Source organism: Gordonia sihwensis, from assembly GCF_029632925.1.
Taxonomy (GTDB): domain Bacteria; phylum Actinomycetota; class Actinomycetes; order Mycobacteriales; family Mycobacteriaceae; genus Gordonia; species Gordonia sihwensis.
Genome location: NZ_CP121248.1, coordinates 3,778,413 through 3,799,381 on the forward strand (window position 1 = coordinate 3,778,413; position 20,969 = coordinate 3,799,381).

16 protein-coding genes, 1 tRNA gene and 1 other RNA gene are annotated in these 20,969 nt (G+C 68.9%); 8 read left to right on the forward strand and 10 right to left on the reverse strand.

The features are described from left to right. Positions 1-14: 14 nt before the first annotated feature. The 3 genes from P5P27_RS18030 to ffs form a co-directional block, all read right to left on the reverse strand. Positions 15-1,280: a glycosyltransferase 87 family protein gene (locus P5P27_RS18030; RefSeq protein WP_006897410.1), complete on the reverse strand. Its 1,266-nt coding sequence runs from the start codon at positions 1,278-1,280 to the stop codon at positions 15-17. A gap of 9 nt (positions 1,281-1,289) precedes the next feature. After that, positions 1,290-2,561 (reverse strand): aspartate aminotransferase type Ic, encoded by a 1,272-nt coding sequence (locus tag P5P27_RS18035; protein ID WP_006897411.1) that lies wholly within the window; start codon positions 2,559-2,561, stop codon positions 1,290-1,292. A 59-nt stretch (positions 2,562-2,620) separates the two neighbouring features. After that, positions 2,621-2,717: signal recognition particle sRNA small type (ffs, locus tag P5P27_RS18040), an RNA gene on the reverse strand. 59 nt (positions 2,718-2,776) lie between these two features. Here ffs and P5P27_RS18045 point away from each other — a divergent pair. Then, positions 2,777-2,862, forward strand: a tRNA-Ser gene (locus P5P27_RS18045). A 114-nt stretch (positions 2,863-2,976) separates the two neighbouring features. Here P5P27_RS18045 and poxB read toward each other — a convergent pair. From poxB to P5P27_RS18060, 3 genes are read right to left on the reverse strand one after another with little or no spacing between them, the layout of a single operon-like run. Next, positions 2,977-4,710 carry a ubiquinone-dependent pyruvate dehydrogenase gene (gene poxB / locus P5P27_RS18050; RefSeq protein ID WP_045539236.1) on the reverse strand — a complete coding sequence of 578 codons (1,734 nt, stop codon included), beginning with the start codon at positions 4,708-4,710 and terminating at the stop codon, positions 2,977-2,979. After that, positions 4,707-5,852: an AI-2E family transporter gene (locus P5P27_RS18055; protein ID WP_278125366.1), complete on the reverse strand. Its 1,146-nt coding sequence runs from the start codon at positions 5,850-5,852 to the stop codon at positions 4,707-4,709. The genes poxB and P5P27_RS18055 overlap by 4 nt, the downstream gene beginning before the upstream one ends. Before the next feature lie 59 nt (positions 5,853-5,911). Continuing rightward, a complete protein-coding gene (locus P5P27_RS18060; RefSeq protein WP_278125368.1) occupies positions 5,912-7,000 on the reverse strand; it encodes an HtaA domain-containing protein in 1,089 nt (362 codons plus the stop codon). A gap of 118 nt (positions 7,001-7,118) precedes the next feature. Here P5P27_RS18060 and P5P27_RS18065 point away from each other — a divergent pair, with 118 nt between their 5' ends. Continuing rightward, positions 7,119-7,511, forward strand: coding sequence for a VOC family protein (locus tag P5P27_RS18065; RefSeq protein ID WP_006897415.1), 393 nt, complete (start codon positions 7,119-7,121; stop codon positions 7,509-7,511). Continuing rightward, positions 7,484-8,251 (forward strand): helix-turn-helix domain-containing protein, encoded by a 768-nt coding sequence (locus tag P5P27_RS18070; RefSeq protein ID WP_045539232.1) that lies wholly within the window; start codon positions 7,484-7,486, stop codon positions 8,249-8,251. Before P5P27_RS18065 ends, P5P27_RS18070 begins: the two co-directional genes overlap by 28 nt. Before the next feature lie 19 nt (positions 8,252-8,270). Here P5P27_RS18070 and P5P27_RS18075 read toward each other — a convergent pair whose 3' ends face one another. From P5P27_RS18075 to P5P27_RS18090, 4 genes are read right to left on the reverse strand one after another with little or no spacing between them, the layout of a single operon-like run. Beyond that, positions 8,271-9,329, reverse strand: coding sequence for a DNA polymerase domain-containing protein (locus P5P27_RS18075; RefSeq protein ID WP_278125370.1), 1,059 nt, complete (start codon positions 9,327-9,329; stop codon positions 8,271-8,273). Position 9,330: 1 nt separating this feature from the next. Further along, positions 9,331-10,383 carry an ATP-dependent DNA ligase gene (locus P5P27_RS18080; RefSeq protein WP_006897418.1) on the reverse strand — a complete coding sequence of 351 codons (1,053 nt, stop codon included), beginning with the start codon at positions 10,381-10,383 and terminating at the stop codon, positions 9,331-9,333. 60 nt (positions 10,384-10,443) lie between these two features. Further along, the gene (locus P5P27_RS18085) at positions 10,444-11,397 is read right to left on the reverse strand and encodes an alpha/beta hydrolase (protein ID WP_278125372.1); all 954 of its coding nucleotides are present in this window, start codon (positions 11,395-11,397) and stop codon (positions 10,444-10,446) included. 4 nt (positions 11,398-11,401) lie between these two features. After that, positions 11,402-11,917, reverse strand: coding sequence for an Lrp/AsnC family transcriptional regulator (locus P5P27_RS18090; RefSeq protein ID WP_278125374.1), 516 nt, complete (start codon positions 11,915-11,917; stop codon positions 11,402-11,404). A gap of 153 nt (positions 11,918-12,070) precedes the next feature. On the opposite strand from P5P27_RS18090, the gene P5P27_RS18095 reads away from it, so the two are divergent. From P5P27_RS18095 to P5P27_RS18115, 5 genes are all read left to right on the forward strand, one after another. Next, positions 12,071-15,586, forward strand: a complete 3,516-nt coding sequence (locus P5P27_RS18095) for an indolepyruvate ferredoxin oxidoreductase family protein (RefSeq protein ID WP_278125376.1) — start codon at positions 12,071-12,073, stop codon at positions 15,584-15,586. 35 nt (positions 15,587-15,621) lie between these two features. Continuing rightward, on the forward strand, positions 15,622-16,719 hold the full coding sequence (locus P5P27_RS18100; RefSeq protein WP_045539608.1) for a Glu/Leu/Phe/Val family dehydrogenase: 1,098 nt from the start codon (positions 15,622-15,624) through the stop codon (positions 16,717-16,719). 58 nt (positions 16,720-16,777) lie between these two features. Then, positions 16,778-18,748: an alkaline phosphatase family protein gene (locus P5P27_RS18105; protein WP_278125379.1), complete on the forward strand. Its 1,971-nt coding sequence runs from the start codon at positions 16,778-16,780 to the stop codon at positions 18,746-18,748. 96 nt (positions 18,749-18,844) lie between these two features. Then, a complete protein-coding gene (locus tag P5P27_RS18110; RefSeq protein ID WP_278125381.1) occupies positions 18,845-19,468 on the forward strand; it encodes a PadR family transcriptional regulator in 624 nt (207 codons plus the stop codon). Then, entirely contained in the window at positions 19,465-20,967 is a 1,503-nt protein-coding gene (locus tag P5P27_RS18115) for a DHA2 family efflux MFS transporter permease subunit (protein ID WP_278125382.1), read from the forward strand. The genes P5P27_RS18110 and P5P27_RS18115 overlap by 4 nt, the downstream gene beginning before the upstream one ends. The last annotated feature ends 2 nt before the right edge of the window (positions 20,968-20,969 follow it).

The window sequence follows — 20,969 nt, forward strand, 5'->3', positions numbered from 1 at the left end:
AGCCGTGCCGGCGCTCACGACCGGCCGGCCGCGGGCGCCGGTCGCCCGGGTCCGGGCCGTCGATACGCCACGATCGTCACCACCGAGGTGACGACGAGGATCAGTGTCAACGGCTGGGTGGTGAACCAATCGAACGGCGGGGGGTGCTTGAAGAACAGGCCCGTCAGGTACGCCTCTTCCACGCTGCGGTTGGCGTACCACATCGGGAAGGCGAAGTGCGTCCGCCAGGCGATCGCGGATGCGAACCCGCCGAGGGCGAGCGCGGCCAGCGCGAAGGCGCCCGGGCCGGGGATCCGTTCGGCGATCTGGTGGATCGCGACGACCAGCAATGGGACCAGCCACACCCAGTGGTGCGACCACGCGACCGGGGAAACCGCGCACGAGGTCATCCCGACGATGGAGAGCGCCAGCAGTTCCTGACCGTGCCGATGCGCCAGGACGCAGGCACGGCCCGCCAGCAGCACCAGCGCGGCGGAGAGCACCAGCCACAGCAGGGTGCTCGGGTGGTCGGTGTGGGTGAAATTGGCGATCGCGCCGCGAATGGACTGGTTGCCATAGGTCTGCGGCGAGGAGACCCGGTCGGAGTCGAACATCGTGCCGAACCAGAAGTCCTTCGACGCCGACGGCATGAGGGCGAACCCGAGCACCACCGACGCCGCGAAGCCGGCGGCCATGCGCGCCGCGGTCCGCCATTGCCGGATCGCCAGGAGGTACGCACCGAACATCAGCGGTGTCAGCTTGATGCCCGCGGCGATACCGGCGCCGACGCCCCGAAGCCGGCTGCCCTCGGGCCGCGCCAGATCGGCGATCACCAGCAGCATCAGGAAGACGTTGATCTGTCCGAACCAGATGGTCGACCGTACCGGCTCGAGCAGCGCGCTCAGCAGCACGATCGACACCGCGATCGCACGCAGCCGCCAGGTGACCTCGTGTCCGAGACTCTTGAACCCGAGCACCACCACCAGATACAGCGCGACGAAGATCGCGATGGTCCAGACCAGGTGCGCCGGGCCCGCCGCCATCCACGCGAAGGGAGCGAAGAGAACCACCGACAGCGGCGCATAGGTGAAGTCCATCTGGCCGAGCAGCTTGGCCTGGTAGAGATCACCGCCGTCGAGCACCACCTGGGCGCCCGCCCGGTACACGTCGAGATCGAGGAAGTTCTGGAACAGCCCCCAGTACGGCTCGGTGAAGGGGATCAGGGAGTGCTGTGCCCAGACCGAGAGCAGCCCGGCGAGGAGGAATCCGACGACCGCCGGCGTCGACCGTTCGAGCTTCACCGGGAGTCGCTACTCGGAGCCCAGCAGCACCTCGGTCGCGGCGAGCAGCGCGCAGGTGGCGACGCCGTCCATTGCGGTGGCGAGCTCGTCGATCGACGGGAAGGTCGGGGCGAGACGGATGTTCTCGTCGCGCGGATCCTTCTTGTACGGGAAGGTGGATCCGGCGGCCGTCAGCGCGATGCCGGCATCCTTCGCCAGCTCGATGGTGCGTTTCGCGGTGCCGTCGATGACGTCCAGGCTGATGAAGTAGCCGCCCTCGGGGTGAGTCCATGAGGCGATCTTGCTGTCGGCGAGCCGGTCCTCGAGGATCTCCAGCACCTTCGCGAACTTGGGTGCGATGAGCTCGCGGTGCCGGGCCATCAGTTCACGCACGCCGTCGGCGTCGCGCAGGAACATCAGGTGCCGCAGCTGGTTGAGCTTGTCCGGACCGATGGTCGAGACGCTGACGTTCTTTGTGAACCAGTCGAGGTTGGTCTTCGACGACGCGAAGAACGCCACGCCGGCGCCGGCGAAGGTGATCTTGCTGGTGGACCCGAAGACGTAGACGCGGTTCGGGTTGCCGGCCTCGGCGGCCAGATCCAGGATCGGCAGCGGTTCGGGTGCGCGTTCGACCAGCGTGTGCACCGCGTATGCGTTGTCCCAGTAGATGCGGAAGTCGGCGGCGGCGGGCATCGCGACCAGCTTGCGCGCGACCTCCTCCGACACCGAGTACCCGGTGGGGTTCGAGTAGGTCGGGACCAGCCACATGCCCTTGATCGACGGATCGGCGGCGGTCAGCGCCGCGCAGGCATCGACGTCGGGGCCGTCGGGGTTCATCGGGACGGTGATCATCTCGATGCCGTACCGCTCGGTGATGCCGAAGTGGCGGTCGTAGCCGGGAGCCGGGCAGAGGAACTTGATCGGCTCGGCCGACCACGGCTTGTCGGAGTCGGGGTTTCCGCCGAGCAGTGAGTGCACCGTGATGTCGTGCATGATCTGCAGGCTGGCGTTGCCGAGGGCAAGGGTGCGGTCGGCGCCGGTGCCGAGCAGTTCGCCGAAGATCGCACGGAGTCCTGGCAGACCGGTGACGCCACCGTAGTTGCGGCAGTCGGTGCCGTCCGGGCTGGTGTACGTCTGCCCCGGCAGCGACAGCATCTCGTTGGAGAGGTCGAGCTGGTCGGGGGCCGGCTTGCCGCGTGTCAGATCGAGCTTGAGTCCGGCTGCCCGGAGGACCTCGTAGCGCTTTCGCAGATCGTCTTGGGTGGTGCGGAGTTGGTCGACACTCATCGAGTGAAAGTTCAACGTGAACCTCTCCCACAGACGCGGCCTCGCGGCGGCTGCAGATGTAACGCGCGAAAAAAGTTAAGCGGACCCCGCGCACCCGAGAGAGCCCGTTGACCCTTGCTGCCTTCCGGCCCTGGGGGAGTTCACAGGATGCACGCCGCGCGGGATCCGTAGAACAGTGTAGCGGGTCGTTTTGGGTTCCATGCACCCCACCCGCTACGATCGTTCTGCCTGGAGGATTCGCCTAGTGGCCTATGGCGCTCGCCTGGAACGCGGGTTGGGTTAACAGCCCTCAGGGGTTCGAATCCCCTATCCTCCGCAGATGTGGTCCCCTGCCCGTTTCCGGGCAGGGGACCACTTGAATTTCGCGCGCAGAATCCTGTCGAGTCGGCACCCTCTCAGGTACTCAACTCGACAAGATTCTGGCGCTAGCTCAGAAGAGCCGCTTGAGCAGGTTCGTCTCGGCGAGGTCGACCAGTTCGTCGCCGCGGCCAGACATCACGGTCCGCAGCGCGTACAGTGCGAAGCCCTTCGCCTGAGCGGCGGAGATCGCTGGCGGAATCGACAGCTCCTGCCGCGCGGTGGTGACGTCGAGGACGGCGGGGCCGTCGTGCGCCAGGAAGTCGCGCACCGCGGCGGGCAGGGCCGAGGCATCGGTGACGCGGCGGCCCCAGATCCCCACCGACTCGGCCAGCGCGGCGAAGTCCGGATTCTCCAGATCGGTGCCGAACGTGACGAAGCCCGCCGCCTTCATCTCCAGCTCCACGAAGTTGAGCGACGAATTGTCGAAGACGACCACCTTGACCGGCAGCGAATTCTGGACCAGCGTCAACAGCTCGCCGAGGAGCATCGCCAGTCCGCCGTCACCGGCCATCGCGATCACCTGACGCGCGGGGTCGACCGCCGAGACTCCCACACTCTGCGACAGCGCGTTGGCCATCGATCCGTGGTTGAACGATCCGATGAGACGACGCCGGCCGTTCATCTTCAGGTAGCGGGCCGCCCAGACCACCGGCGACCCGACGTCCGGGACGAAGACGGCGTCGTCGGCGGCCATCTCCGACAGCAGCTTCGTCAGGTACTGCGGATGGATCGGATCGCCGTCGGCGGACGACGTCGCCAGTTCGTCGAGCCCGGCGCGAGTGCGCGCATAGTGGTCGAGTGCCGTGGTCAAGTGCTCGTCGCTGCGGCCGCCGGAGATGAGCGCTGTCAGCAGGGGCAGTGTGTCGGCCGCGGATCCGATGAGCGGGAGATCCACACGGCAGCGCCGACCGATCTGGCTGCCGCGGACGTCGAGCTGAATCGTGTACGCCTTCGACGGCAGGAACTGGGAGTACGGGAAGTCGGTGCCGATCATCAACAGCGTGTCGCAGTGCTCGATGGCGCGGTAACCCGACGAGAAGCCGAGCAAGCCGGTCATGCCGACGTCGTAGGGATTGTCGTACTCCACGAACTCCTTGCCGCGCAGCGCATGCACGATCGGCGCCCGCAACGCCTCGGCCAGCGCCACGAGCTCGTCGTGGGCACCCGCCACTCCCGCGCCGGCGAGAATGGTCACGCGCTCGGACTCGTTGAGCCGGACGCCGGCGAGCTGCAGCGACTCGTCGTCCGGGCGCATCACGGTGCCCGCCGCCCGAATCCGGGACACACGGTCCGGCCTGTCGATCTTCTTCAGGAACAGTTCGCCCGGAATCACCAGGACCGACACGCCGCGCTCCTCCACCGCCGTCCGGACGGCGATGTCGAGAAGGTAGGGCAGCTGGTCGACGGTGCTCAGCGTCTCGCAGAAAGAACTGCATTCGGCGAAGATCTGCTCGGGATGAGTCTCCTGGAAGTACCGCGTCCCCACATTGCCCGCCGGGATCTGCGCCGCGATCGCCAGTACGGGCACCCGCGACCGATGCGCGTCGTACAGGCCGTTGACGAGATGGAGGTTTCCCGGACCGCAGCTGCCGGCGCACACTGCGAGCCCGCCGGTGATCGCGGCCTCACCCGCCGCCGCGAAAGCGGCCCCCTCTTCGTGACGCACATGCGTCCATGTCACGTCCTTCGACGTCCGCAGGACGTCGGTGAAGCCGTTCAGCGAGTCACCCGGGATGCCGTAGATCCGTCGCACCCCGGCTGCCGCGATGGTGTCGACGATGAGGTCTGCGACCGTGTAGCTCATGGATTCTCCCCTCCGGAGACGTCGACGGGCTCCTCCAGGAGCCAGTCCTGATCGAGGCCCTCCTGGGGCCGGAAACTCACCGCGGTGTTCGCGAAGGCCAGCAGCGGGACGGCGAGCAGGCCGCCGACGATTCCCGCGACCATCAGGCCGATCGCGATCACCAGGATCACCGCCACGGGGTGCAGCTTCACCGAACGCCCGAGCAGGAAGGGCTGCAGCACATGCCCTTCCACCTGCATCACGACGATCAGCACGACCACCACCAGCACCGCGGTGAACCAGCCGTGCGTGGCCAGCGCGACGAGGACCGCGAGCGATCCCGCGGCGACCGATCCGACGATCGCGATGAACGCGCCGAGGAAGATCAGCGCCATCAACGGCATCACCATCGGCACCCGCAGGATCGCCAGGCCGATGCCGATGAACACGGCGTCGATGAACGCCACCAGCACCGTCGCGCGGACGTACGACTGCAGCGTCCGGTAGCCGGCGTCGCCCGCCCCGCGCACGTGCTCCCGGTGCGCCGACGGCACGATCCTCGTCACGAACTCCCAGATGCGGTGGCCGTCGTACAGGAAGAAGATCAGCAGGAACACCGTCAGCAGTGCGGCCGTCACCAGTTTGGTGGCGACGGTTGCGGTGTCGAGGGCTCCGGTCGCGATGCTGGCCTCGTGAGCCTTGAGCCAGTCGATCATGTCGTTGCTGACGTTGCGCAGGTTCTCCGAGTCCATGTGCAGCGGCCCGGTCTCGAGCCAGTTGCGGGTCTTGGAGATGGAATCGGCGATGTCGCCCGACATCCGGGGGATGCCCACGATCAGCTGCTGAACGACGAAGGTGAGTCCGGCGGCGATGATCGCGAAGGTCGCGACCACCGCGGTGAGAACCCCCACTGATCGCGGGATCCGGTGCCGCTCAAGCCATCCCACCAACGGTACGAGGAGCGCCGAGAGCAGGATCGCGACGGCGACCGGGACGAAGACCTCCTGTGCGAAGAGGAAGAGCTTGCCGAGCGCGTACAGCCCCGCGGCGAGGATCAACAGACGCCAGGTCCACGCGGCGGCCGCGCGAACGCCCGGATGGACCTGTGCTGCGGCCCACGACGGGTCGTTCGGGGACGGGCGGTCGCCCGGTTCGGCGCTCACACGGCGAGCTTACTTGGGCTCGGCGATCCGCGAGCGGTGTCGAGGCCGCCGATCCGCCGTCAGAACCGCACGGTCACCGGCGACGCCTGCCCCAGCGACAGCACGGCGAGGGAGACGGGAGTGATCCCCGAGCGGAAAGCGGCGGCGATCGCCGTGACGTCCTCACCGCGCGAGAGCCGCTCCACCTGCGACCGCGTGAGCGTCAGATCGGCGACATCGACGCGCCGCAGAACGTCGTCGCCGTTCATGTCGGTGGTGGACGTGCGCATGCTCAGCACCGCGCGGGTGCCGTCGACGCGGATGATCGGATCGGCGAGCGCGATCTCGAGCAGGTGGAACTTCGTGGACGCGACGACGGTTCCGCGGTACCGCAGTTCTCCCCGCCCGTTGCGGACCGTGTTCTCGGCGAGCGCGAACGACATCGCTCCCGCGTCGTCCACCCCCGCGCCGCCGCTCCCCGACAGCGCACCCGAGGTGGTGCCGCGGACGGTCTGCGCGAAGCTCGGCGAATACGCCCACACCAGGTTCTTCGGTGCGGGCTGAGGCGTGTTCGGGCCCGGCTGCGTCGAATAGTCGAGCGGCACCGACAGCTCCTGGGCCGCGTTCACCGCGTCCGCAGCACCGAAGGTGTAGATGCCCCAGCGGCCGCCGGCCGGCGAGGTCTTCGGCGTGGCCAGCGTGATGCGGGCGGTGAACTCGCCGCTGCGGCTCAGCGGCACCCACTGCTGCCGGACGGTGCGGCGCATGTCGAACGGAACGTCGGGCACCCGGTCGAGCGCGTCGCGCGAGAGCACCCACTTGGTCTGGGCTCGGACGGTGGTCCGCGACGATTCGGGAGCTCCCTGCGACGGCCGCCAATCCGGCGCGAACGCACCGAAGGTCACGAACGTCCCGTGCGGCACGCCCGGCGGGACCGGAACCGGAAGACCGGAGGTGTTGGCGCGCGGATCGAAGCCGGTGCCCTTGACGACCACCTGATCGCCGGGGTGCAGTCGCGTCGCGCCGGCCGGGGTGACCCCGTCGGCGAGGAACACCTCGATGGCGGGCTTCCACGTCTTGGCGTCGGCAGTCCCTACGCAGAATGCGGTCAGCGACAGTGCCGTCAGGCCGGCGGCGAACAGCACGGCCACCCGAAGGAGCTTGTTCATGAGCCGAGCCTAACCTATGTCCACTTCCGGTCGAATGGGGCTTAAGTCCCGCGACCGAGACTGCACCGCGTGCCGATTTCTTCAAGAACACGGCGACGCACGGGCCGACACTGGAGACATGAACGAGAGAAAAGACACCAACATCTGGGCAGGCATCACCTCCGACGACCCCGTCGCACTGCGCGAATGGCTCGAATCCATCGGCTTCGAACCCGGAATCCTCGTGGAGGGCGACGGCGACGGCGAGGTCCTGCATTCGGAGATGCTCTGGCCCGACGGAGGACGGGTCATGGTCCACTCCGCGTGCAAGAAGGACACGACGTTCTCCACTCCGGTCGGATCGGCCTCCCTCTACGTGGTCGTCACCGACCCCGACGCCGTGTACGCGAAGGCGACGGCGATCGGTGCGCGACTGGTCCGCGACATGGCGGAGGAGGACTATGGATCACGAGGGTTCTCCGTCGCCGACCCGGAGGGGAACACATGGAGCTTCGGAACCTACGCGGGCTGACCGGCGTCGGGATCGTCCCCTACGACGTGACGGGCAGCGCTCCAGGCGAGCACCTGGGGCTGCCCGGCACCAGCGCCACCCTGGTCGTCGACCTCGCCGACGGCCTCGTCCTCAGTTCCGGCGACAGCCCGGTCACCACCACCTTCCGGTGCTGTATCGCCGGGATCCACCTGCGACCGGTCACGATCCACCACAACGGCGTCCAACGCGGCGTGCAGCTCGACCTCTCGCCGGAGGCGGTACGCGCACTGCTCGGGATGCCCGCCGGCGAGCTGGCCGGGCAGATGGTGGAACTGTCACAGATCGACACCGCGTTCGCCCGCCGACTTCACGAACGACTCGCGCAGACTCCGGCAGGCGAGCGGGGCGCGGTGTGCGCCGCGATGCTCGCCGAGACGGTCTCCGAGGACACACCGCGGTCGGACGCATTGTCGGTCTGGGAGGTGATCGCCCGCCGCCGCGGTGATGTCACCGTCTCCGAACTGGTCGAATCGTCGGGCTGGTCGGCGCGGCACCTCACCGCGATGTTCAACGCAGAGTTCGGCATCGGCCCCAAACAGGCGGCCCGCCTCACCCGATTCGAGACCGCCCGCGCACGGCTGGAGTCCGGGCGCCGGGCCGTGGACGTGGCCGCATCGTGCGGTTACGCCGACCAGGCCCACATGTCACGGGAGTTCACCGAACTGACCGGATACTCGCCGCGCGCCCTGCTGAAGCGCAGGGCCGAGGAGTTCGCGTGAGCGCTGCTCCGACTGCCGGTCACTCCACCCGGTTCCCCGCCTCATCCCAATGCTCGGCGACCTTCTTGCTCGGCTGGACGCGCGGCGGTTCGCCCGGCATCTTCGGGTAGTTCGGCGGGTAGACCATGTCGCCGAGACCGTTCGCCTCGTCGCGCTCGACCATCTCGAGCAGGCGCTCGAGCCCCGAGGGGTGCTCGTCGATGCCCGACCACGGATCGCCGCGCCGCTCCACCAGAGCCGGGACGGTGGCGACGGTGAGATCATCGGGATCGACGTCGACCAACTCCTCCCACGTCACCGGTGCGGAGACGCGGGCGCGCGCGGACTTGCGCACCGAGTAGGGCGAGGCCATCGACCGGTCGCGCGCGTTCTGGTTGTAGTCGATGAAGATGCGGTCGCCGCGCTCCTCCTTCCACCACGACAGGGTCACGGCGGCGGGGTCGCGCCGTTCCAGTTCGCGACCGAACGCGATCACCGCGCGCCGCGTGGCGATGAAATCCCACTCCGGGCGGATCGGTACGAAGACGTGCACCCCGCGACTGCCCGAGGTCTTCACGTACCCGGTCATCCCGAGATCGTCGAGCAACGGTCTGACCAGATCGAGCGCCACCCGGCGGACGTCGTCGAAACCCTTGCCGTCCGGCGGATCGAGGTCGATCCGAAGCTGATCGGGATGGTCGTTGTCGGGGGCCATCGTCGGCCAGGTGTGGAATGTGACAGTCCCGAGGTTGGCGGCCCATACGACGTCGGCCGGGATCCGGGGGCAGAAGGCGTCGCCGGTCCGCTTGGACGGGAACACGATTCGCGTGGACTGCACATGATCGGGGTGATGCTTCGGCAGGTGCTTCTGATAGATCTGCTCACCGTCCACGCCGTCCGGGAAGCGCTGCAGGAAGGTCGGGCGCCCGCCGATCGCGCTCAACAGCGGTCCGGCGAGCGCCACGCTCCGGTAATACTCGACGAGATCGGCCTTGCGACCGCCGTGCTCGCCCAGTTCGGGGAAGTAGATCTTGTCGGGGTTGCTCAGCTTCACCTCGACCCCGTCGACGTCGAGCAGGACCGGCTTCGGTTTCGGCATGTCACTGTCCTCCGGTCACGAGAACGTCGAAGACGTCGTAGGTCAGGGGCACGTCGAGCTGGTCGTAGCCACAGCTCTCCGGCTCCCGGTCGGGGCGCCACCGGAGGAACTTCACCGTGTGCCGGAATCGCTGATTCTCCATCTGGTCGTAGGCGAACTCGGCCACCAGCTCCGGCCGGATCGGAATCCACTCGCCGCTGCCCGCCGCGCGCCAGCGGCTCACCTCGCCTTGTGCGACGCGATCCGGATCGAGCCGCATCGGCTCGAGCATCTCCTGCAGTTCGATCCGCTTCTTGTCGGAGAACGCACTGGAACCGCCGACCATCCGCAGTTCCCCCTCGGCGTACAGCCCGAGCAGCATCGACCCGAGTCCGGTGCCCGACTTGTGAATGCGATACCCGATCACCACGCAGTCGGCGGTGCGCTTGTGCTTGACCTTGACCATCTCCCGTTTCCCGGGGACGTAGACGCCGTCGAGCCGCTTGCCCACGACGCCGTCGAGCCCGGCGCCCTCGAACGCGGTGAACCAGTCGGTCGCGACCGCCGAGTCCCGGGTGACGCGGCTGACCTGGATGCGGTCGTCTCCGGATTCGGCAGCGGCGTCCAGCAGCGCGCTGCGCCGGACCTCGAATCGCTCCGCCGTCAGGTCCATCGAGTCGGTGGCCAGGGCGTCGAAGCCGATGAACACGGCCGGTGTCTCCTCCGCCAGTCTCGCCACGCGCGACGCCGCGGGGTGGATGCGTTGCGAGAGCGAATCCCAGTCGAGCCGGTTCACCCCGCCGATGGGCCGGGCGACGGCGACCTCGCCGTCGAGGACCACCCGCTCGGGAAGCACCGCATGCGCCGCGTCGACCAGCTCCGGAAAATAGCGGGCCAGATCCTTGCCGCCCCGCGAGGACATCACGACCTCGTCCCCGTCCCGGAAGATCAAGGCCCGGAAGCCGTCCCACTTGGGTTCGTACGACCACACCGGCTCACCGCCGGGTTGGTCGGGCACGGCGGTGACCGCCTTGGCCAGCATCGGTTGCACGGGCGGGTTCACCGGGAGGTCCACCCGTTCATCGTCGCCGAGCAACCGGTGGTTGGCAATCACCCCGGCCATCGGCGGCACGGCTCAGGCGATGTCGGCGCGTTCCCGCCCGGCACCCACTGCTCGCCGGACGAACTCCGCCACCCTGGCCACAGCGTCCCTGGTCTGCGCCGAACCGGGGACCGCGGCGGGGAAGGCGTGGATCTGACCGGCGTACAGGTGGAGTTCGTTGGTCACCCCGGCGCGGTCGAGGGCGGCGCACAGGTCCATCGCGTCCTTCTGCAGCGCCTCGCCGCGACCGCAGACGACGATCGCGGGCGGGAACAGCCGCGCCACCACGTCGAGCGTCACGTTCAGCTCGCCGTCCAGCACCTCCGGGCCCTGGTCGTAGAACTGCCGCAGCTTCTCGATCTTCTTGATCGGCAGCATCGCGTCGTGACGGCTCGTCCGATCGGCGCCCGGCGAGAGGTTGAGCAGCGGCGACAGCCCGACGTACGCGTCGGGGCGGGCGAGGCCGTCCCGCGCGGCGTACTCGACGATCTTGGCCGCGATGTAGCCGCCCGCCGAGTCGCCCGCGACCACCACGGCGTCGAACTCGCCCGACCGCCGCAGTTCGCGGTACACCGCATAGCCGTCGCGCACCGACGTGCCCACGCCGACTTCGGGGCACTGCCGGTAGGCGACGTTGACCACCGGCGCTCCGACCGCCCGCGCGATCGCGGCGGCGATCGGCCGGTGGGTGTCGAGCCCGCCCGCCAGGAACGCGCCGCCGTGCGTGTACAGCACGGCGATCCGCGAATCCTCGATCCCGTCCGGCGTGATGCGCTCGACGCGAACCTCGGCGATCGTCTCCGGCGTCACGACGACGCCTCGGATCGGGCGGGCGTTCCGCGCCGCCCACTGATCGAGGACCGCCAGCCGGCGGAGGGTGGAGGGCGTCGCCGGAATGATGCGCATGAGCGTTTTGACGATCAATCGACAGAGCCAGAACACCAGGAAGGAACGGGCGTCTCGCTCATCGTGTTCAACCAACGGCATCGTCTCATCCTCCCCCACCTGCGCGCGGCGGAGTCGATCGACCCCAACCCGTCCCCTTCGCCAACTCCGCCAGCGCCGGCACCGCACGGCGCGGCAGCGGCTCGGTCAAGGTGAGCCAGGTGGTGGAGTGGATCACGCCGGGGTACCCCACGATGGTCTCGATCAGCTCCAGCAGCTCGGGCTGAGTGGCTGTCGCGACTCGCACGAGCAGATCCTCCCGCCCGGTCACCGTGTGCACCTCGATCACCTGCGGTATCTCGGTGACCTCGCGCGCGATTCTGGTGAGGCTGCCCTGCTCGGTCTCCAGCGCGAGGAGGGCCTGCACCACCAGACCCGCCTGCGCCAGGTCGATCTGTGGACGGTAGCCGGCGATCAAGCCGCCTTCTTCGAGCCGCCGGATCCTCGACTGCACCGTGTTCCTCGAGATCCCGAGAGTCGTCGACAGACTCGCCACGCCCTGGCGGGCATCCCGCTCGAGCAGTTTCAACAACTCCACGTCGAGCTCGTCGATGCTGAGCATATTCGTCACCTCTCACTGAGATCCACGTCACCAACTGAACAAATCTACCAGTTGTAGATCGATCAGTTGACCACCTTGCCACCCGATGGCCACCATTTAAGCATCATCCGGTGATCCGCCTCACAGATGCGGACCGACAGATTGGTGGCCCATATGACCTCCGTCGCCGAACCGCAGGCACCGACGTTCGATCTGGCAGACAAGTACCGCCCCAATTCGGGACCGGTCCTGCTGACGGGCGTCCAGGCCGTGGCACGCATGCTGATCGAGAACCACGAACGCGAGCGCCGCGCCGGCCGCGACGTGGCCGCCTTCGTCTCCGGCTATCAGGGCAGCCCGCTGGCCGCGGTCGACAAGGTCTTCGGCGAGGTACCCGATCTCGCCGGGCACGGAATCCGGTTCGTCCCCGGCCTGAACGAAGAACTCGGCGCGACCGCCGTCTGGGGCAGCCAGCAGGAGCTGCCGAAGGGCAAGCGGACCCACGACGGCGTGGTCGGCGTCTGGTTCGGCAAGGGCCCCGGTCTCGACCGCGCGAGTGACGCCTTCCGCCACGCCGCGATGTACGGCGCGCACCCGAAGGGCGGCGCCCTGGCGATGGTCGGCGACGACCCGGCCGCCAAATCGTCCACCGTGCCGGCCGCCAGTGAACGTTCCCTGGCCGCGCTCTCGATGCCGGTCCTGTTCCCGCGCAACGCCGAGGAGATCATCTCGTTCGGCATGTTCGGCATCGAACTCTCGCGCGCCACCGGCTGCTGGCCCGCGATGAAGCTCGTCGCCGATGTGTGCGACGGCCTGTGGACCCTGAACCGCGACTTCGCGGACCTGCACATCGAGGTTCCCGACCTGGAGTGGGAGGGCCGCCCCTGGACGTACCGCCAGCGCGTCATGGCGGCGCCGCCCGACAGCGTCCTGGCCGAGGCCGACCTGTACGGCCCGCGCTGGGCGATGGTCGAGAAGATGACCACCGCGAACGACATCGACCGCATCGAGGTCGATCCGGCGCACGCCTGGCTCGGCATCGTCGCCGTCGGCACCGCGTACGACTCCGTCCGCGAGGCACTCGGCGAACTCGGACTCACCGAGGACGACCTCCTCCACGCCGGCATCCGCATCCTGCGCGTGGGCATGCCCTACCCGCTCGGCTCGGAGAAGGTGCGTCGACTGGCCGACGGCGTCGAGAGCGTTCTCGTGATCGAGGACAAGACCTCGTTCGTCGAGTCCCAGGTGATCGACATCCTCTACGGCCGAGCCGACGCGCCCCGGATCCTCGGCAAGCGCGACGCCGACCGCCGGCCGCTGGTGCCCGCCGACGGCGAGCTCACCGCCGCCCGTCTTCTCGCGCCGCTGCGCCGGGTGCTCGACGGGCGCGTCGCGATCACCGTGCCGAAGCCGGCACCGCCGAAGCTGACTCTCCTCGACACCAAGCGCACGGCCTACTTCTGCTCGGGCTGCCCGCACAACCGCTCCACCGCGGTGCCCGACGGCTCCCTCGCGGGCGGCGGCATCGGCTGCCACACCCTCGTCACCATGAGTTCGCGTACCGACTCCCAGGTCACCGGCCTCACCCAGATGGGTGGCGAAGGCGCACAGTGGATCGGCCAAGCGCCGTACACCGACGTCGAGCACATCTTCCAGAACGTCGGCGACGGCACGTACTTCCACTCCGGCCAGCTCGCGGTCCAGGCATGTGTGGCCGCCGGGGTCAACATCACCTACAAGATCCTGTTCAACGCGGCCGTCGCGATGACCGGCGCGCAGGACGCCGAGGGCGGTCTCACCGTCGGACAGCTGACGCACAAGCTGCGCGCCGAGGGCGTCGCCAAGATCATCGTGTGCGCGGAGGATCCGTCTCGCCACCCGAAGGGCTCGCTCGCCGCGGGCACGCTCCTGTGGGACCGCGACCGGCTCGACGAGGCCCAGCGACTGCTGCGCGAGGTCAAGGGCGTCACCGTCCTGATCTACGACCAGCAGTGCGCGGCAGAGGCGCGCCGCAAGCGCAAGCGCGGCACCCTGCCGACCCGTCGCACCCGCGTCATCATCAACGAGGCGGTCTGCGAGGGCTGCGGCGACTGCGGCGTGAAGTCGAACTGCCTGTCGGTGCAGCCGGTGGACACCGAGTTCGGCCGCAAGACCCGGATCGACCAGACCAGCTGCAACACCGACTACAGCTGCCTCGACGGCGACTGCCCGTCGTTCGTCACCGTCGAACTGCCCGAGGACGGCGCGGGGGCGAAGGCGCCGAGCAAGCCGGCGCCGGTGCCGCCGGCGGTCGCCGACCCCGAGGTCGACACCCTGCGCGGCACGCACAACATCTTCCTCGCGGGTATCGGCGGCACCGGCATCGTGACCGTCAACCAGGTGCTCGGCACCGCCGCCCTGCGCGCCGGGCTCCACGTGGAGGGCCTGGACCAGACCGGCCTGAGTCAGAAGGCCGGTCCGGTCACCTCGCACCTGCGGCTCAGTGACGACACCGCGTCCAACGGAACGGCCCGGACGACTGCCGGCGCGGGATCGAACCGGATCAGCCCGGCCTCGGCCGACTGCGTCCTGGCGTTCGATCTGCTCACCGCCGCCGACGCGAAGCACGTGGGCGTCGGCGACGCCGAGCGCACCCTGACGGTGGCCTCCACCAGCGCGGTCGCGACCGGTGAGATGGTCTACGACCGCAACGTCGCCTACCCCGAGGACGACACGCTGCTGCGCCGCGTCTCCGACCACGCGCGACGAGTGGTCTCGTTCGACGCGCTGAGCGCGGCCGAGGCGATCTTCGGCCACACCGCGGCGGCGAACTTCCTGCTGGTGGGCGCCGCCTACCAGGCGGGTGCCCTGCCGATCCCGGCCGCCTCGATCGAAGAGGCGATCGCGGTCAACGGCGTCGCGGTGAAGGCCAATCAGACGGCCTTCCGCTGGGGCCGGGTGGCCGTCGCCGATCCGGAGGCGTTCGCCGCGGCCACCGCGGCCGCCGAGGTGGTCTCGCGCAGCGACACCGTGGTGCCCACGCATCTGTTCACCCGCACCACGCTCACCGGGACCGTCCTCGAACTGGTTCAGCGGCGCGCGGCGCAGCTGATGGCGCATTCCGGAGAGCGGGCCGCCGCTCGGTACGTCCGGGATGTGGAGCAGGTGTGGCAGCGTGAGCGGGCGGTCACCGACAGCACCGAGCTGTCGGCCGCCGTCGCCGACAACCTGCATCGCCTGACCGCCTACAAGGACGAGTACGAGGTGGCGCGCATGCTCACCGACCAGGCGTTCATCGACTCGGTCGCCGCCGAGATCCCCGGTGCCACCGGCCTCACCTACAAGCTGCATCCGCCGGTGCTGCGCGCCATGGGCCGCGAGAAGAAGATCGGTCTCGGTCCGCGCTCGCACGTCGCGCTCCGCGTGCTCGCCAAGGGCAAGTTCCTGCGCGGCACCAAGCTCGACCCGTTCGGCTACGCCGAGGTGCGCAAGATCGAGCGCCGCCTGCTCGCGCACTACCGCGATCTGGTGACCGACCTGGTCGCCGGCCTCACCGCCGCTCAGTTCGACGAGCAGCGGTACGCGGCCGCCGTCGACGTGGCCCGCGCCCCCGAACTGGTGGTCGGCTACGAGGACGTCAAGCTCCGCAACATCGACCGCTACCGCGCCCGTCTCGCCGAACTCGGCGTCGACACCACCCCCATCCGCTGAAAACCGACCGTCTCAACCGCCCCGGAGGAACCACCATGACCACTGCGCACTCATCGTCGGAAGCCACTCGCGTCCTCGCCCAGACCAGCGTCTTCTCGCACCCGGACATGTCGATCGATCCCCCGCACGAGCAAGTGGTGTTCTGCCGTGACGCCGAGACCGGACTGCGCGCGATCATCGCGGTGCACAACACCGCCCTCGGGCCGGCGCTCGGCGGAACGCGCATGTATCCCTACGCCGCGGAAGCCGATGCGGTCGGCGACGTGCTGCGGCTCTCGCGCGGAATGACCTTCAAATCGGCCGCGGCCGGACTCGACCTGGGTGGCGGGAAGGCGGTCATCATCGGCGACCCCGCGGTGCACAAGACGCCGGATCTGCTCCGCGCCTACGGCCGGTTCGTCGACACCCTCGGCGGGCGCTACATCACCGCCGGCGATGTCGGCACCACCTCCGACGACATGGACCTGATCGGCGAGGGCACCTCGTATGTGGCGTCGAAGACCGTCGCGGGCGGCGGTTGGGGCGACACCGCGCCGATGACGGCTCTCGGAGTCTTCTACTCACTGCTGGCGGCCGCCGAACGCGTGTGGGGTTCGGCTGATCTCACCGGCCGAACGGTCGGCGTGGAGGGCGTCGGCAAGGTCGGCGTCCAGCTGGCCGAACTGCTGACAGGTGCCGGAGCGACCGTGTTGGCGGCCGATCCGTACGCTCCCGCCCGCGAGGCCTTCGCCGCCCGCTTCCCGCAGGCGCGCATCGTCGACGACGTCCGTTCGGCCAAGCTCGACGTGTACGCGCCGTGCGCGATGGGCGGCACCGTCACCGAGACGCTCGCAGGCGAGACCGCCGCGGCGATCATCTGCGGCGCGGCGAACAACCAGCTGACCAGCCCGTCGGTTGAGCAGGTTCTCGGCGCACGCGGCGTCACCTGGGTTCCCGACTACATCGCCAACGCGGGCGGCGTGATCCAGGCCTTCGGCGAGCAGCAGAACTGGACCCGCGACCGCGCCCAGGAGAAGGTGGAGGCGCTGCGCGACCGTGCGGGCCACGTCCTGGACACCGCGGCGTCGAAGAAGATCACCTGCGGCGACGCCGCCCGGCTGATCGTCGCCGAACGGCTGTCGCAGGCACGGTAGTGCCGTGCTCCCGTAACGGGAGCCGGGAGGAGACGCCGGGCGATACACTTGCGCACTCATGGCGACTCCTCCCGAACGGATCTCCGAGTACTCCCGCAGGCACTTCCTGGGCCTGACCGCGAGCGCGGCCGGAATCGCAAGCGCCGCAACGCTTCTTCCTCCTTCGTTGGTGTCGGCAGCGGCACAGGGCCGGCCTGCGGGATCGCTCGAGGATGTCGAGCACATCGTCGTCCTGATGCAGGAGAACCGTTCCTTCGACCACTATTTCGGGACGATGCGCGGGGTCCGCGGCTTCGCCGACAATTCGGCGAAGCCGGGGGTCTTCCTGCAGAGCGGCGTCCACCCGTTCCTCGCCCGCGAGGCCGCCAATCGCGGCTCCCTGTCGGTGGAGTACCTCGCATCTCTGCCTCACGAGTGGGCCGACGGACAGCAGGCCCTGGCCGGCGGGCGGTGCGACGGCTGGGTCGCGGCGAAGGGCAAGGCCACGATGGCCTGCTACGACCGCCGCGACATCCCGTTCCACCACGCGCTGGCCGAGACGTTCACCGTGTGCGACGGCTACTTCGCATCGTCGCCGACCGGGACCGGCACCAACCGCAACTACCTGTTCTCCGGCACCAGCGGATTCGAACCGTGGGGCGCGAGGTCGGTGGGCAACGAGATGTACGCACCCGTCCATCCCGGTCTCACCTGGGAGACGTACGCCGAGTCGCTGCACCGCGAGGGCGTCGACTGGCGCGTGTACCAGGAATGGGACAACTTCACCGACAACAACCTCGACTTCTTCGCGCACTTCCGAGGCATAGGACGCGACGCCGTCGCGCGCGCCGGACAGCTCGGAGTGGATCTCACCGGTTTCTACACTCTGCTGATCGAGACCGGGGCCAAGGACGCGCACGGCAACGTGGTCCCGTCGGCGGATCAACGCTCCCGGGCACGGGCGGTGCATCGGGCCGCCCGCGGCCTCGGCGAACAGGCCGCAGAGCTCTACGATCGCGCGCTGCATCGCAGCGAACCGGGCACTCTGGTCCCGCGCTTCCGCCGGGACGTCGAGAGCGGGCGACTCCCGGCGGTGTCGTGGATCGTCACCTCCGAGGCCGACTCCGAACACCCCCGCAGTTCATCGCCGGTCCAATCGGCGGGCATCACCTACCGACTGCTCGACGCGCTGGCGTCGAACCCGGAGGTGTGGCGCAAGACGGTGGTGCTGCTCAACTACGACGAGTTCGACGGCTACTTCGATCACGTGGTTCCGCCGCTGCCGCCGGTCGGGGAGGCCGACGAGTGGTGGGAGGGAAAGCCGATGGGGCTCGGATTCCGGGTGCCGATGACCATCGTGTCCCCGTGGACCGTGGGCGGCCGGGTCTGCTCCGAGGTCTTCGACCACACGTCGGTGATCCGGCTCATGGAGGCGGTCACCGGCGTGCGCTGCCCCAACATCTCCGCGTGGCGCCGCGCGGTGTGCGGAGATCTGGTGTCGACCTTCGATTTCGGCCGCACTGACGGACTGCGCGTTCCGGCACAGCCCGCACCGCCGCCACCTTTCCGTCGCCGCTGGACGGCTCGGCCGGGCGGCGCCGCTCCGACGCAGGAGACTGGAACCGCCACGGCGCTGCCCACGCCGTACCGGCTTTCTGCGAACGTGGTCGACGGTGTCCTGGAACTGGTGAACACGGGCCGTCGCGCCGCCGTCTTCGGCGTCTTCGCAGACGGCGACGCCGCTCACCACACGGTGCTCGGACGCCGCCGGGTCCCTCTTCCTCAGCGCGCGCGACGGGTCGTCGTCACCGGTCCCGACCGCTTCCTGCGCGATCTGTCCCTCCGCCCGGGAGGATCGTCGGCGCAGGTGATGCCCGACCACGACCGCGGGCGCCTGTCGGTCGACGGGCGTGACGTCACCGCAACGCGCGTGCACGGCAGCTGGTACGAGGTGACCGTGGTCGGCCCCGAGGGGAGGCAGTACTTCACCGGCCGCCTCGAGAGCGGAGCCGTCACCCGTACGAGTCCCCTGCGCCGCCCGCCCGGCTAGTCGAACCGTCGAGACAGCCTCCACCGCCCACACCCGACTGACCGACACCACCCAGCGTCATATAGTCCACATGGACTAATTGATCTGGAGCATTCGATGTCGGCTGAACAACCGCGGCTCACGCCGCTCGGTGTGATGGTCCTCGCGCTGCTGCGCGAGGGCGCCATGCACCCGTACGAGATGGTCCGCCTGCTCAGACAACGGCGCGACGACCGCATGGTGTCGATCACGAACGGCACGCTGTACCACACCGTGGACCGGCTGAATCAGCAAGAACTCCTGGTCGAAGTCGGAGTGGACCGCGAGGGCAACCGCCCCGAGCGGACCACGTACCGACTCACCGACGCCGGGCGCGACGCGGTCACCGAGTGGGTTCGCCGAGAGCTGCCCCGGAACGACCGCACGGCGCAATTCCGGGTCGCCCTCGCCGAGGCCCACAACCTCGACCGCGACGAGGTGATCGCTCTCCTGACGCTGCGGCGCGAGGGGCTCGCCGCCGATCTCGAGGTCCACCGCCGAGGCCTGAGCGATGCCACCGGCCGCGGTGTGCAACCGCAGTTCCTCATCGAAGTGGATCGTCAGGCCGATCTGATCGAGACCGATCTCCGCTGGACCGACCACCTGCTCCAACGCCTCGCCGATCCCGACTACGCGTGGGGCGTCGACTCCGCGACATCACCGACACCCGTGCTCCGCACCGACTCGAAGGACTCGAAATGACAGTCTCGTCCGGCACCGCCGACTCGCAGCGGAGCCCGTGGCCCGCACTCTGGGCACTGGTGATCGGCTTCTTCATGGTCCTCGTCGACACGACCATCGTGTCGGTCGCGAATCCGGCCATCAAAGAGGCACTCGACCCCGACACCGACAATCTCGACAACGTCGTCTGGGTCACCAGCGCCTACCTGCTCGCCTACGCCGTGCCGCTGCTGATCACCGGGCGGATGGGCGACCGCTTCGGTCCCCGAAATCTCTACCTCATCGGCATCACCGTCTTCACCCTGTCGTCACTGGGCTGCGGTCTGTCGAACTCCCTGGCCATGCTCGTCGCGTTCCGCGCCGTCCAGGGTCTCGGCGCCGCGATGATCACCCCGCAGACCATGGCTGTGATCACCAGGACGTTCCCGGCGCATCAGCGCGGAGCGGCGATGGGTCTGTGGGGTTCGGTGGCGGGTGTGGCGATGCTGGTCGGCCCGCTGGCCGGCGGTCTGCTGGTCGATCACGCCGGTTGGGAGTGGATCTTCATCATCAACGTCCCGGTGGGCGTCATCGGCTTCGCCGCGGCGTGGCGCTTGGTTCCCCGCCTCGAGACCCACCAGCACCGGTTCGACGTCGTCGGCGTGACGATCAGCACGATCGGCCTCTTCCTCATCGTCTTCGGTCTCCAGGAGGGCGAGAAGTACGACTGGGCCGCCTGGGTGTGGACGATGGTGATCGGCGGTGTGGCGATCATGGCGCTGTTCCTCTGGCAGCAATCCCGCACCGCGAGCGAACCGCTGGTTCCGCTGGCACTGTTCCGCGACCGGAACTTCTCCATCTCCAACCTCGGCATCGCCGTCGTCGGCTTCGCGGTCACGAGTATGACGCTCCCGATGATGTTCTACGTCCAGGTGGCACGCGGACTGAGCCCCACGAAGTCTGCGCTGCTGCTGATTCCGATGGCCGTCCTCGCCGGGGTGCTCGCCCCGCTCGCCGGCAAGCTCCTCGACCGGACCGATCCCCGATTCCTGCTGGTACCCGGCCTCGGCCTCTACAGCGTCTCGCTGTTCTGGTATGCGTCGATGATGAACGCGGACACCGCCATTCCGATGTTCCTGCTGCCCGCCGCGCTGATGGGCATCGCCAACGCCGGCATGTGGGGACCGCTGGCCACCACCGCCACCCGCAATCTCCCGCCGCGGCAGGCCGGCGCCGGCGCCGGCATCTACAACACCACCCGACAGATCGGGTCGGTGATCGGGTCGGCCGCCATCGCCGCCGGCATGCAGTCCCGGCTGGAGGCCAACGTGCCCGGCGCGGGCGACACCGGCTCGGTGGGCGTCGGGCAACTGCCGGACTTCCTGGTGGCGCCGTTCTCCACCGCCATGGCGCAGTCGATGCTGCTGCCCGCATCGATCCTGATAGTCGGCGTGGTCGCGGCGCTCTTCCTGGTCCGGCCGGAGAGCACGAGGCCGGGGTACCGGGCGGAGACGACGGCGGCGATCGACACTACCGTGTAGAC